The organism is Mycobacterium sp. E796 (genome assembly GCF_001672815.1).
Classification (GTDB): domain Bacteria; phylum Actinomycetota; class Actinomycetes; order Mycobacteriales; family Mycobacteriaceae; genus Mycobacterium.
This window is the reverse complement of record NZ_LZKK01000212.1, coordinates 1-12,607: the sequence shown is the minus strand read 5'-3', so window position 1 is coordinate 12,607 and position 12,607 is coordinate 1. Positions and strand designations below refer to the sequence as shown.

Genomic DNA, 12,607 nt, shown 5'->3' with positions numbered 1-12,607 from the left:
ATTACCGTCCGGTATAACGTGTGACCCAGCGCACCTCACCTGCCACAGGGTCATGTAGCCAAGCGCGCGAATAGTCCCGATCCGAAGGAAACCCCGATGTCTCACCCCACCATCGACTTCGACCACAACTCGCCCGAGTACGCCGAACGATGGCGGGAGATCAACGCCGAGAACAGACAAAAGTGTCCCGTCGCATACAGCGAAGCGCAAGGCGGCTTCTGGCAGCTCAGCAAGTACGACGACATCGCACAGGTGGCTCGCGACGACGTCGGGTTCTCCTCGTTCTACGTCAAGCCAGACGGCTCACACCACGGCGTCACGATTCCGACGGCGGCCATGCGCCAAGTCCCCATCGAGATGGACCCCCCGGAGTTCACCGCATATCGCAAGCTTCTCAATCCCGCCTTTTCCCCTGCGGCGGCGAAGGATTGGGAACCGTATATTCGAAAAGTGACGACCTTCTGCATCGACCAGTTCATCGAGTCTGGCCGCTGCGACCTCGTGAGCGACCTCGCCAATCCGGTGCCTTCGATCTTCACCATGGATTTCCTGGGCCTGCCGAAGGACGGTTGGCGCGCCTTTTCTGACGCCACCCACGCGATGGTCCACAACCCCCAGGACACACCTGAGTTCGCCTCAGCCTTGATGGAATTCGGAACGCTGATGGGCCGCGTCTTCGATACCGTCGCCCAGCGTCGGGAATCACCGAAGGACGATCTGCTGTCCACGCTGGTGCAAGCCCGCGTCAACGGCGAACCGCTCGATGACGCAAGGCTTTCCGAGATTGTCACGCTCGTGATCATGGGTGGCGTGGACACCACCGGCTCCCTCCTCAGCAGCGTGCTCGAGTATCTGTCGCGTCATGAAGACGTGCGGCGGCAGCTCACCGCCGATCCGGCATTGATTCCACAGGCCACCGAGGAGTTCCTTCGCTATTTCGCCCCCGTGCAAGCTCTAGCGCGCACTGCCACGAAAGATTGTGTGATCCGCGGACAGCAAATAAGCGCAGGCGAACGCGTTCAGCTCTCCTGGTCATCGGCCAACTTCGACGAAGAGGCCTTCGACGACCCCAGCGAACTGCGCATCGACCGGTTCCCCAATCGGCATCAAACCTTCGGTATCGGCATCCACCGTTGCCTGGGATCGAACTTCGCGCGCGTGGAGTTCAAGGTGATGCTCGAGGAGGTGCTCCGGCGCCTGCCGGACTTCGAGATCAGCTCGGAAGCGCGCCGATATCGATCGATCGCCGTCGTCAACGGCTGGGTCAACCTGCCCGCGACGTTCACGCCGGGACCTCGCGAAGGCGCCGACCTCCAGTTGTAGCGAAAAGCAAGGCGTGGCGCCGCTTGGGCCTCCGACTGCACAGCCCTCCGCAGATCATCAGAACGAAAGGAGACATCCTCAGTGCGACTCACCCTGCACCAATCGAGGTGTGCTGGCCACGCTCTGTGCTATGCCGTGGACCCCGAGCTGTTCCCTATCGACGATTCCGGGTACTCGGCGGTGCACGACCGCGAGATTGGCCCGGACCAGGAGCCGCGTGCGCGGCAAGGCGTCCAGTCCTGCCCCGAAGTTGCGTTGGCAATCGAGGAAGACTAACGAACAACAGGCAAACGCGGACATCGACCCAACCGATCCAAAGCCCACGGCAACGCCGCGACCTTGACGGGAGCCCGGGCAGAGTCGATCATGCCCAACTTGCACTGCGACGTCAGGACGGCAACTGCCAAAGAGATCAAACCCGTTGCACCACAGGGCGTCCCGCAATTGGGCGGGGTCAAGTCCAGTCACGTCGTACACCACGTGACTGGACTTGACCCGGCACGGTTCCACTGCTGCATCCCGAGGTCAAAACCGTCGCGGGTAACTCCGCGGTGTGCTGCATCCGCGCGAACTGCCACGCCCGCATCGACGACGCCCCGAGATAGCGCACCTTGCCGGCCTTTACAACATCGTGGCGGTAGGGATGTCGTCGAGCTAGAAGGTCACGCCGGTCAGGTCTTCGGATACCGCCCAGAGCCGGCGCTGGAGGTCGACATCGTAAGACTGGTGCTGGGGCGAACTCCGGACTCGGGCGGGCAGGTTGGTCGCCGTCGCCGACCGCGCGGGCTTTGTCCCCCTCACAGGTTCAGCGTCTTGTTGTCGCGCACCGCCGTTTTGGTCGAATACACCGCCCGCCAAGACTTCGTGTGGGTCTAGGGATTCCACACGGGGTCGCCTTTCACCTTGCGGATGATCTGGCCGTCGGCGAAAACGTCACCATGCCAATGAAAAAGGGATGCCAGATCGCTGGGTGCTTTGGTGACCTGGGATCCGACGATGAAACCCAACCCGACATCATCAAGGTCGCGCAGGTTGCCGGCAGCGAGCATACCGGCGACGGCGACGACAACCATGTCGGTGATGTCATGGTGCTGCTGGAATGCCTTGACGATCGGCACGATGGTCAAAGTCGCGGCCTTGTTGCCCTCGAAACAGCCTATCTCCAAAGGGAATCCGCACCGGTCGACCAGCATCCCGACCACGATCTGCGGGCCGACGCGGCCTTCCTTGGAGTAGCCGGCTGACATCGCCGGCGCTGCAAGCATGAGTGAAGCACGCCGCGGCGATCTGGTCGCGGTAGCCACCCGCACGGACGCCCGGCGCGGGGTGCGTTTGCGCGTCGACAATGAAACTGATGTGCAGCCAAGTTCAGCCACAACCCGATCGACATCGAGCAAGCTGGTGGGCTCCACGATCCGGGCGATCAGCAGATGACTACTAGTGACAAGGTTTAGCGAGACGGTCGCTGGCACTTAGGGTCTGGCAGTGGCGTCCGTTCCAATACATTGAGTCGCGAATCGGATGGCAGCGCCATCATATTGTGCGCGTCGTCGCCGGCCGACCAGGAAGCTCGGTGGCGAGATGAACGCGGTATCGGGCAAGTGACTTCGGGCACGCAGCATGTCTTTCGCTTGCGCCTGGTCGCCGCAGACGGCGATCGACCAGAGCATGTCGTCATCGACGTGGTCGGCGATGGCGTCTGGGCGAGCGGAACGAAAAGTTGCGCGGATCGCGGCAACTTGGTCTTGCCATCCGTGCAATTCCGCGAGTGAGTCATAGCTGCGCACGGTCAGATAGAAGGCGATCTGCAGTTTCGCCTCACGTATCGCACGTTCGGGGTCCTCATCGTCAATCGCCGTAATCAACCAACCCCAGCGCCGCAAGTCCTTGGCGTCACGTCCGACCGATTCGGCCCCGTGGGTCAGTTCGGGCTCAACGACGTCGTTCCACCAGCGATCGGTGAACAGGCCGTGACCCAACATGCCGTCTGCGACGCATCCGGCTGTGCGCAGCATGTGCTTGTTGAAGGCGCCGATGAGAATTGGGACGTCGAGGGGCCCGAGAACTGGCGCCCGTATATCCGCGTCGATGCTGTAGAAATCCCCGTCATACCTTATCCGGTCGCCATTGTCCGCGCCCAGAAAGGCCTTGATCGCTAGGACCAGCTCAGACATCCGAAGTGCGGGGCGGCTCGCGTCGACACCGAACCAGTCCCGGTTCATCCGCGGAGTACCCGCCCCAAGTCCCAAGAAGACTCGACCCGGCGCCAGTTTCGACAAATGACGGGCGGCTGCGGCGTGGACAAACGGCGAACGCGCGAAAGCGTAGGCGACGCCGGGACCGATCATCGCTGTCGAGGTTGCTAGCGCCATCTCTGCACCAGTCACATATGCGTTGAGGTCGCTGAATTCACCAGCGCAGAACGCGCTGGCACCGGAAACCTCCGCGTGCGCTGCTGATTCCCGGCCGGGCCACGGCAGGCCCCATTTCACTTTTGCACCATCCGCTCGCCTATCCGACGTAGTTCAGCACGTCAACGCGCCACCCAATTCCCACACCACCCGCGCGCTGGACAGTCGGATAGTTTACTAGGTTATCTAAGGCGGCGGTAACGGCATAGCGGATGCCGATGCGGCAACGACCAATGGCGGTCAAGACCTTCCCATTGAATCCACCTTGGCCCCCCATCGACATAGACCTCGATCACTTATTGATCGGCTCCCCGTGTTCGAGGCTGAACCTGCCCATACCCGATTCCGTCCGCGCGGACCGATCTTGAAAGTACGTCTTACCCCAGAAGCCCACAAAGCGGTAGCCATCGCGCGTCGCGCGCCCGTGTGTGGGGCATGAGCGCACCCCTTGGCAACGCCAGCATGCAACAACTGGCACGGCGGCCATCGATACTGCGTGTGTGAGCGCCTACCGATTACGAAGCTGAAGAAGCCACCAGAAGCTCATATCAGAGACGGGGAGACATAGATTACTATGTAACCTATGTTACCAAAGAATTTACCGTACAGTCGAACCGATAGATTTGCCGTGAGTCACAAGCGCTGGAGGCGGCAGCCAACATGATCAAGAACGGCACACGCCTGCAAAGTCAGGTCTGCGACACCCAAGTAATCGTGGTCCGCAGCTCTGAGAGCCTCGATGATCTGCGCGCCGGCGGCTGGCCAATGGTCCCTTTCGGCACCGAAAGCCCCCTCGGGGATTCCGCACCAGTTCTTGACGACGCCTTCTCCGGCGGGACCGTGATGGGCAAACGTTACGTCGACGACACCGGCGCCGAAGTGCTCGTCACCAAGGCGGGCAAAGGCTCCTTGTCCATCGGACCGAAACCGCTGGAGACCAAGGAAGCCAAACCCCTGCCCGCCAGCGACTGACGCGTTCACCAAAACCGGAAGTCAAACGGCCACCCATCCATCGGGCACTTCGACGGTAACGCCGCATCACCGAGTCGGCACACCTGAGTTGGGCCGGACCACCTCGATTCACCCAAGATGGCCATTTCTTTCTCGATCCCGAAACCGCGCCGGTGACTCTGCGCGGCCGGCGCGATCATGGATCCGTAGCGCACCCCCGGGCCGTCCGGGTTAGAAGCACACCCAGTCGACTTTGGCAACTAAGTTCTATGCTTGTCTGGCAATGCTGCTCGACTTCTATAATTCAACTCACTGACTGAAGAGCTGCCCGAGCGGATAGTCGAGGAGTTCCGCAGCGAAATGCTCAGCAGTACCACGTATTGGGAGGTTTCGTGCCAACGCTTCCGCCGCTCGACCCGATGACGATCGCTAGTCCCGCCGGGCACGCCACACAGGGTGTGCGCATACCGAAGACGGCCGAGCTGGTCGCCGGCACGCTGCGTCGGATGATCGTGGACGGGAAGCTCAAAGACGGCGACTTCCTCCCCAATGAGCCGGAGTTAATGAATCACTTCGGCATCAGTCGCCCAACATTGCGCGAGGCAGTTCGGGTGCTCGAATCAGAACGCCTCGTCGAAGTCCGCCGCGGCTCACGCACTGGCGCTCGGGTTCGCGTCCCCGGACCCGAAATCGTGGCACGCCCAGCCGGCCTGCTGCTGGAACTGTCGGGCGCGACGATCGCCGATGTCCTGATTGCACGCTCGGCGATCGAACCCCTGGCCGCCCGCTTGCTCGCTTGTCATGGCAAGCCGAAAGCATTCGACGACCTCGAGAAGATCCTCGTCGACGAAATTCCACTGTCTACCGAGGCTTCCCAGTTTGCCGCCACCACAGCCCGATTCCACCGCCGGCTGGTCGAACTCTCGGGCAACGCGACGCTCAGCATGATCGCAGGGATGCTCCACGAGATCACCGAAAGGCACACCGCGGTCGCAATTGCCCGAAAACGTAGCGTCCCGAAGAACGACTACGACAAACTTGTCCGGTCATACCGCCGCCTCATTGAGCTGTTGCGGTCCCGCGACGGGGACGCGGCTGAGACCCATTGGCGCCGCCACATGGACAATTCACGCAGCACCGTGCTGCGGCTGCTCCCAACCATCAAAGTGCGCGACGTCATGGATTGATAGTGACAGCTCCCTTCTCGCCGATACCGACGCCCCGACGTCGTACGGGCATAGCTGGGTAACGTCGTCACACTGGCGACTGCGACGTGCCTACAAGTGAACGGGCAGTTGTGGGCCCCCGGCGATGACGGAAGGCGTTGCCGCTCTCCGCCCCTTCTCGCCGTCGCCACTCTTCGACCAGGTCGACTGCGATGGTCCCGAAGCATATCCAGCGCGCGGCCCCTGCGATTGGACCGAGCGGGCATCCGGCGATCGGAATCGACGCGCGCCGCCGCGCCACACCGGAAACATGGTTTACTAGGTTGGGTAGCTAGAGCGGGTCCGGCAAACGCTACCAAGGAGAAGCGGGTGGAACGAACACCACCGTTGGCGCAGATGATTCGAGCGGAGACACTCGCCTTGCCCGGTGAGCGCCTTCGCTCACCGAAGACCGCGGAATTGGTCGCTGCGACGCTACGCCGGATGATCGTGGACGGCGCCTTGCACGAAGGCGATTATCTACCCAACGAGGCCGAACTAACAGGACACTTCGGTATCAGTCGGCCAACGCTGCGCGAGGCCATTCGCGTCCTCGAATCCGAACAACTTGTCGAGGTCCGGCGAGGCTCAAGAACCGGCGCTCGGGTGCACGTGCCGGGGCCGGAAATTCTTGCGCGCCCAGCCCGGCTCCTGCTGGAGCTGTCAGACACCACGGTCGCCGACGTCATGTTTGCCCGGGCCGGATTCGAGCCATTGGCCGCGCGGTTCTTGGCCGAATCCGGCGACGTGGCCGGGATCGATGAGCTGGAAGCTCTCGTGACCGACACCATCCCGGAAGCATGGCGGTCAGGCAGGCTCGCCGTGGCAACGGCGGTATTTCACCGCCGACTCGCCGAGCGGTGCGGAAATCCAGTTTTGGCCATGATCGCCGGGATGTTGCACGAGATCACCGTGACCCACACCGCTGCGGTGATCAAGAATCCGCGCGAAGTGACACAGCCTCAATACCAGGGACTCTTGAGGTCCTACCGCCGGCTCTTGACGCTCCTACGGGCCAGCGATGGTGAGGGCGCCGAGGCGCATTGGCGACGCCACATGGACGTTACACGCGAGATGATGACCCGGGGTCTCAACGGAGCGAAGGTGCGCGAGATCGCGCGCTAAAACGCCAGGTGCCGAATTTGTTCGATGAATGCAGATTGTCCCACCCACGCATTGGTCCTCGTAGAGTCGCACTTCATCCGATCACTGTGTACACAGGACAACCGGGCCACCCGCTTCATCGGCAGGGCTGAGCAGAGCTTGATCGCTAAACCGGTCGTACGGCATAGAGGTGTACGCCCGCGGCGCGCGATCACAGCATGCGATGCGCCGGCGAGTACTTGGTAACCAGCTGCTGCTTGAAGAGCTTGCCGGTGTCCGTGCGCGGCAGCTGTTCTTCAAAGGCGATGGCCTTCGGGCATTTGTAATGGGCTAGTCGGTCCCGCAGCCACTCCAACAATTCAGCGGCGACCTCGTCGCCAGCCTCGGCTGGGTCCACCAGCTGAATCGCGGCGTGGACTGACTGGCCCATATCACGATCCGGGACGCCGAAGACGGCGGCATCGAGCACCTTTGGATGGGTGAGGAGCAGGTTCTCGGCTTCCTGGGGATAAATGTTCACCCCGCCGGAGATGATCATGTGGTGCCGGCGATCCGTCAAGTAAAGATAACCGCCTTCATCGAGATGCCCCATATCGCCAACTGTCACCCAGCCTTGCCGGCTATGCGCATGGGAAGTCTTGACCTCGTCATTGAGGTAGGTGAAGGGAAGACCCCCTTCGTAGAAGATGGTTCCGGTCACTCCGAGGGGCAATTCGATGTCGTCGTCATCGAGGATATGGGGCACCCCCACAAGAGGTTTGCCGACAGATCCGGGGTGGGCGAGCCATTCTTCAGCGGTGATGAACGAGACGCCCACCGCCTCCGATGACGAGTAATACTCATCGATGATCGGACCCCACCAGTCGATCATCTGCCGTTTGATGTCGACGGGGCACGGCGCAGCGGCATGAACGACACGGCGCAGCGACGAGACGTCGTAGCTGCGGCGAACAGATTCCGGCAACTTCAGCATCCGCACGAACATTGCGGGAACGAACTGTGCGTGAGTGACCCGGTAGCGTTCGATGGCGGCAAGGGCCTGCACGGGATCGAATCGTTGCATGACAACGGCTGTGGCGCCGACCGCCTGCACCGACATCGACCAATAGGCAGGCGCAGTGTGATATAGCGGCGCTGGACTGAGGTAGATGGCACCTGCGTCGATCCCGATTGCCCGCAGCAGCGGTGCAAGGATCAACGGGGCCGTTTCCGTTGCGGCACCGCTTAACTCGCGCCGAATGCCCTTTGGCCGCCCCGTGGTTCCGGACGAATATTGCAGCAGGTCACCTGCGCTCTCGTCGGCGATCGCTGTATGAGGGTCCTCGGCGACGCATTCGGGATAACGGTGCCAACCGGCGAGCTCGGCGTCGGCGATCAGCCGAATCGCCGGGGCGCGCTCACCGAGGTGTTCGGTGAGGCCTTCACACAGGGGCGCAGTCGCGCCCGCGCCCATGACGGCCCGCGCGCCGCAGTCCCCGACAATGTATGCAGCCTCATGGGCGGTGAGGTGAGTGCTCACAAGGACGTAGTACAGGCCGGCGCGGTGCGCGGCCCACATCGCGACCAGCATGTGTTCGTTGTTGTCCATAACGATCGCGATCGTGTCGGCCGCCGCCAGGCCAGCATCCCTTAGGTAGTGGGCCAGCTTGTTGGCCCGGCGCTCGAGCTCATCGAAGCTCAGGTGCAAACCTGAAGGATGCAAGATCAACGCCGGGTTAGCCCTTGTCAGGTGCTCCCTAAGATCCACGCGCCCTCCTCAGTCGATTCGCCTTATCCAACCGCGTTGCCCGGTTCTGTCCTCGCCTCGCCGAATTATGCCGCCCGCTCATCGGATGCCAGGACGCCGTCGAGCTCCTGCTGACCGGGGCAATCAATACCGCGCGTCAAGCGCGCACGGCGCCGCCGTCGGTTCCATCATCGGCTCATTGGATGGAAGGTTATTGGTTAGATAATTTAGTTTTAAGCGATTCGGCTTGCCCGGTCAAGCGACGCCGATGCGATCGCATGTCAGACTCACGCATCGCCCGGAGTCCCCCGAATCGGTGCACGTCACCAGACCTCAGCAGCTGTTTGATACCCTGACTTAAATGGTTCAATCAGATAACTCATATGGTGCAAGCGGACGCAAATCAGAGGCGTCCGCGGAAGCTGATGCCCCGGCGCTGGACGTACGCCTTAGCGTCACCCTGGAAGCGCAGAATCTCGACACGTCAGTGCGTTGGTATGTGGACAATCTGGCGGCCACGGTGGTAGCGACACTGATAGACCACAGCCGTGATGGCACGATAGCCACCGACGTCGTCGGGTTGCGCCTCGGCGGGGTCCTCATTTGGCTCCATCAGTCGCATGACCCGCGCAGCGGACAGGTCCATCCAGGTGGTATCCACCTATCGCTGATGACCCGGAGTCCCCTCGAGGAGATCTTGCGCCACCTGCGTGCGCGCGGCGTCGACATCTCTCATCACCCCGTGGACGGTTTCGACATCGAGCCCTCAGGGTTGCGACGCGGCGCCGACGCCGACTTCGCTTATCTCATCGACCCTGACGGACGACTCGTGGAGATTTGTCGGCCTCGCAGCACGCACGAAACGTGCAGGACCTGATACGAGGGGGATAACTATGTCAACTTTTCCTCGCGGACTAGAGCCGCCGCGCCGCGCCGCTCTCGTTGTGCACGAGTGGCAACGCGGCATGATCGATCCCGAGATGTCCTCCAACCGAGGGCTGGCCGATCACGCCGAAACACGACAAACGACCGCCCGCATCGATGCGCTCGCCTCAGCGATGCGCGACATCGGTGCCCCGGTCATCTGGTCGACCATCGAGCCACGCCCGGACTGGCAAGGATCGACCGCGTCGTGCTTGTTGTTAAGCCTGCTACGCAGGGGCGGGCTGACCGGCGACACCCCACAGGCACAATTGGATCCGCGACTGTACACGGCTGACAGCGACATCTGGATCCGTCGGGTGCATGGGCTAACACCGTTTCACAACACCGAATTAGAACCGTATCTCCGCGCCGCGCGCATCGACACGGTCATCCTGGCGGGGGTGTCCACCGATGTCGGCATTCCGGGCGCTGCACTGGAAGCCGTCAACCGCGGCTTCGCCGTGGTCGTCGCCGAGGACTGCATCGCCGGCTCGTCCCCGGAAGCCCACGACTGGCAGGTCCGCAACACCATCCCGCTGCTGGCCGCGGTCTCTGACAGTCAGGCGATCGCCGAAGCGCTGCGCGCGGGCATCCCCGCCGATCAACCGACGTTGTAGTCCTCAGGGTTGCCGATGAACGACTCGGCGTAAGCAGCCAAACCCTCGGTAGCGGCCGACACGCTCGTGGAGGGGATCTGAACGACGAACTGATCGACACCGGCCCGCGCCAGCTCGCCCAGGTATTGACGGTGCGAGTCTGCGTCGAAATCGCCTCGCAGAACGGCGGACTCGGCGGAGTGCACCTGAACGGTCAACGTCGTCCCGTCGCCCTGGTCAGAGACGGCGTCTTGGCGCACAGCGGCAATGCGGTCCGCAAGATCCGCGAGCGTGATGTGGGTGGTACGTGAAGTCTGTGCCACGAGCTCGGAAACCAGCAGCGGGCTCCAGCCCTGGTGCTGGGCGGCCCGCCGGCGTGCCCGCGTGGAATTGCCGCCGATCAGCACCGGCGGCCCGCCGGCCCGCCTGGGCCGTGGTAGCGAGGCCAATTCCTTAGCCTGAAAATGCTCTCCATCATGGTCGTACGGAACGTGGGTCCACGCGCCGCGCATCGCCTGCAGACACTCGTCAAAAAGGGCGTTTCGATCATCGAAGTCGACGCCCAGGGCGCGGAACTCCGAACGCAGGTACCCAGTGCCGGCCACCACCGTCAGGCGACCGTCGGAGAGCAGGTCGATGGTGGAAAAGGCCTTGGCCGCAGCGAACGGGTTGTGATAGGGCGCGACGAACAGATACGACATCAAACCGATTCTTCGGGTCGCTGCCGCGCAAAAGGCCAGAGCGGCAACGGGATCCAACGTCTGATGACCACCATGCTGTAACCACTTCAGCGACGGTGCCGGATGCTCGGTAAACGCCAGCGCATCGAAGCCCAGCTCGTCAGCAGCAGCCGCGATCCGCGACAAACCGGCATGAGTGAGCAAGGCAGGGTCGTAATCGGGTCCCCCAACCGGGTATTCGACGGTGAAGCGCATGACGGGCCCTCCTGACGCGCTGCGGCATGTTGAGACCAACGTAGACTAATGGTTAAATCAGATTACTATTAATGCGATGGATGGGGACTCTTGTGACTAGCGCTGTGATTGTCGACGTTGTCCGCACGGGATCGGGCAAGGGCAAGCCCGGGGGGGCACTTTCCGGTGTGCATCCCGCAGTGCTGCTCTCCCAAACCCTGCGCCAGCTGCTCCAACGCAATGACATCGACGCCGAGGTCATCGACGATGTGATTGCCGGATGTGTGGGCCAGGCCGGCGACCAGGCCCTTAACATCGCGCGCACCGCCTTGTTACATGCCGGTTTCCCCGAGTCGGTGCCCGGCACCACCATCGACCGCCAGTGTGGATCTAGCCAGCAGGCCGCCCACTTCGCGGCCCAGGCGGTCCTCTCGGGAGCACAAGACGTTGTGATCGCGTGCGGAGTGGAGTCGATGAGCAGAGTGCCTATGGGTGCTGCCGCGCTACCCGGGACCCAGCCGCACGCACCGTTGGCGGAGCGGTATCCGGACGGGTTGGCCCACCAGGGAATCGGCGCTGAACTGGTCGCTGCCCGCTGGAAGCTGGATCGCACGGAACTCGACGCGTTCTCCGCGCGATCACACGCCCGAGCGGCGGCACACTTCGCCGACGGTTCCTTCGCCGAGGAGATCGTTCCCATCACCTTGCCCGACGGGCAAGTCCATGCCGACGACCAGACGGTACGCGCCGCCACCAGTCCAGAGGGTCTGGCGCAACTCAAGCCGGTCTTCGTCGACGACACATTCGCCGCGCGCTTCCCCGAGATCGGCTGGGTGATCACCGCGGGCAACTCTTCCCCTTTGACCGACGGCGCCTCGGCGGCGCTGATCATGAGTGAGGACAAGGCCAGTCGGCTCGGCCTGACACCGAAGGCCCGATTCCACACCTTCGCCGTCACCGGCTCCGACCCCCTGATAATGCTCGACGGGGTCATCCCCGCGACCCACAAGGCCTTGGCGAAATCGGGGCTGTCCATCGACGACATCGACGCCTATGAGGTCAACGAGGCCTTCGCCCCCGTCCCGGTGGCGTGGGCCCACGAGTTCAACGCCGACGAGGACCGGCTCAACCCCCGTGGCGGTGCCATCGCCCTCGGACATCCACTCGGGGGATCTGGCACGCGGATCCTGGCCACGCTGGTTAATCATCTTCACGCCACCGGAGGCCGCTACGGACTGCAGACGATGTGCGAGGGCGGGGGCATGGCCAACGCAACGATCATCGAGCGGGACAGGTGGTGCGAGATCCGCTCGCCGATGCGAGTCGGCACCCGGTGGCCGGTGGGTGCTGTGCTGTCGCCCCGGTCGTGGTCAGATCCGCTCGATGATCGTTGCGTTGGCCATGCCCCCGCCCTCGCACATCGTCTGCAGTCCGTAGCGGCCTCCGGTGGCGT

At 62.8% G+C, this 12,607-nt stretch carries 12 protein-coding genes and 2 pseudogenes; 8 read left to right on the top strand and 6 right to left on the bottom strand.

Annotated elements, in window-relative coordinates; translation table 11 throughout:
* Positions 1–96 precede the first annotated feature (96 nt).
* Positions 97–1,323, top strand: a complete 1,227-nt coding sequence (locus tag A5706_RS15750) for a cytochrome P450 (protein ID WP_068132219.1) — start codon at positions 97–99, stop codon at positions 1,321–1,323.
* Between the two features lie 81 nt (positions 1,324–1,404).
* Entirely contained in the window at positions 1,405–1,599 is a 195-nt protein-coding gene (locus A5706_RS15745) for a ferredoxin (RefSeq protein ID WP_068132217.1), read from the top strand.
* Positions 1,600–1,977: 378 nt separating this feature from the next.
* Here the strand turns inward: A5706_RS15745 and A5706_RS34320 are convergent.
* From A5706_RS34320 to A5706_RS15735, 3 genes and pseudogenes are all read right to left on the bottom strand, one after another.
* Positions 1,978–2,079 (bottom strand): annotated as a pseudogene (locus tag A5706_RS34320) (short-chain dehydrogenase); the annotation flags it as partial.
* 116 nt (positions 2,080–2,195) lie between these two features.
* Positions 2,196–2,735, bottom strand: a complete 540-nt coding sequence (locus tag A5706_RS32315; RefSeq protein ID WP_197517848.1) for a hypothetical protein — start codon at positions 2,733–2,735, stop codon at positions 2,196–2,198.
* 60 nt (positions 2,736–2,795) lie between these two features.
* Positions 2,796–3,815, bottom strand: coding sequence for an LLM class flavin-dependent oxidoreductase (locus A5706_RS15735; RefSeq protein ID WP_068132212.1), 1,020 nt, complete (start codon positions 3,813–3,815; stop codon positions 2,796–2,798).
* A gap of 579 nt (positions 3,816–4,394) precedes the next feature.
* Between A5706_RS15735 and A5706_RS15730 the strand changes: the two genes are divergently transcribed.
* The 3 genes from A5706_RS15730 to A5706_RS15720 all read left to right on the top strand — a co-directional run bounded on the left by A5706_RS15730 (position 4,395) and on the right by A5706_RS15720 (position 7,015).
* A complete protein-coding gene (locus A5706_RS15730) occupies positions 4,395–4,706 on the top strand; it encodes a hypothetical protein (protein ID WP_068132211.1) in 312 nt (103 codons plus the stop codon).
* A 398-nt stretch (positions 4,707–5,104) separates the two neighbouring features.
* Positions 5,105–5,872 (top strand): FadR/GntR family transcriptional regulator, encoded by a 768-nt coding sequence (locus tag A5706_RS15725; RefSeq protein WP_068132209.1) that lies wholly within the window; start codon positions 5,105–5,107, stop codon positions 5,870–5,872.
* A 348-nt stretch (positions 5,873–6,220) separates the two neighbouring features.
* Positions 6,221–7,015 (top strand): FadR/GntR family transcriptional regulator, encoded by a 795-nt coding sequence (locus A5706_RS15720; RefSeq protein WP_068132207.1) that lies wholly within the window; start codon positions 6,221–6,223, stop codon positions 7,013–7,015.
* Positions 7,016–7,205: 190 nt separating this feature from the next.
* Here A5706_RS15720 and fadD4 read toward each other — a convergent pair whose 3' ends face one another.
* Positions 7,206–8,741, bottom strand: a complete 1,536-nt coding sequence (gene fadD4, locus A5706_RS15715) for a fatty-acid--CoA ligase FadD4 (RefSeq protein ID WP_068132206.1) — start codon at positions 8,739–8,741, stop codon at positions 7,206–7,208.
* Positions 8,742–9,081: 340 nt separating this feature from the next.
* Here fadD4 and A5706_RS15710 point away from each other — a divergent pair, with 340 nt between their 5' ends.
* A complete protein-coding gene (locus A5706_RS15710) occupies positions 9,082–9,597 on the top strand; it encodes a VOC family protein (protein ID WP_156767153.1) in 516 nt (171 codons plus the stop codon).
* A 16-nt stretch (positions 9,598–9,613) separates the two neighbouring features.
* Positions 9,614–10,261: a cysteine hydrolase gene (locus tag A5706_RS15705; RefSeq protein ID WP_068132201.1), complete on the top strand. Its 648-nt coding sequence runs from the start codon at positions 9,614–9,616 to the stop codon at positions 10,259–10,261.
* Here A5706_RS15705 and A5706_RS15700 read toward each other — a convergent pair.
* A complete protein-coding gene (locus tag A5706_RS15700; protein ID WP_068132199.1) occupies positions 10,246–11,175 on the bottom strand; it encodes a TIGR03619 family F420-dependent LLM class oxidoreductase in 930 nt (309 codons plus the stop codon). The two genes, A5706_RS15705 and A5706_RS15700, sit on opposite strands and share 16 nt — an antisense overlap.
* Positions 11,176–11,267: 92 nt before the next feature.
* On the opposite strand from A5706_RS15700, the pseudogene A5706_RS15695 reads away from it, so the two are divergent.
* Positions 11,268–12,443: pseudogene (locus A5706_RS15695) on the top strand (acetyl-CoA C-acyltransferase); the annotation flags it as partial.
* Between the two features lie 81 nt (positions 12,444–12,524).
* Here A5706_RS15695 and A5706_RS33685 read toward each other — a convergent pair.
* The coding region (locus A5706_RS33685; RefSeq protein ID WP_156767208.1) for a hypothetical protein at positions 12,525–12,607 on the bottom strand (83 nt) is incomplete at its 5' end.

Coding starts and splice junctions, on each gene's coding strand:
- A5706_RS15750 (WP_068132219.1), top strand. CDS start 97: ATGTCTCACCCCACCATCGACTTCGACCACAACTCGCCCGAGTACGCC.
- A5706_RS15730 (WP_068132211.1), top strand. CDS start 4,395: ATGATCAAGAACGGCACACGCCTGCAAAGTCAGGTCTGCGACACCCAA.
- A5706_RS15725 (WP_068132209.1), top strand. CDS start 5,105: ATGACGATCGCTAGTCCCGCCGGGCACGCCACACAGGGTGTGCGCATA.
- A5706_RS15710 (WP_156767153.1), top strand. CDS start 9,082: ATGGTTCAATCAGATAACTCATATGGTGCAAGCGGACGCAAATCAGAG.
- A5706_RS15705 (WP_068132201.1), top strand. CDS start 9,614: ATGTCAACTTTTCCTCGCGGACTAGAGCCGCCGCGCCGCGCCGCTCTC.
- A5706_RS15700 (WP_068132199.1), bottom strand. CDS start 11,175: ATGCGCTTCACCGTCGAATACCCGGTTGGGGGACCCGATTACGACCCT.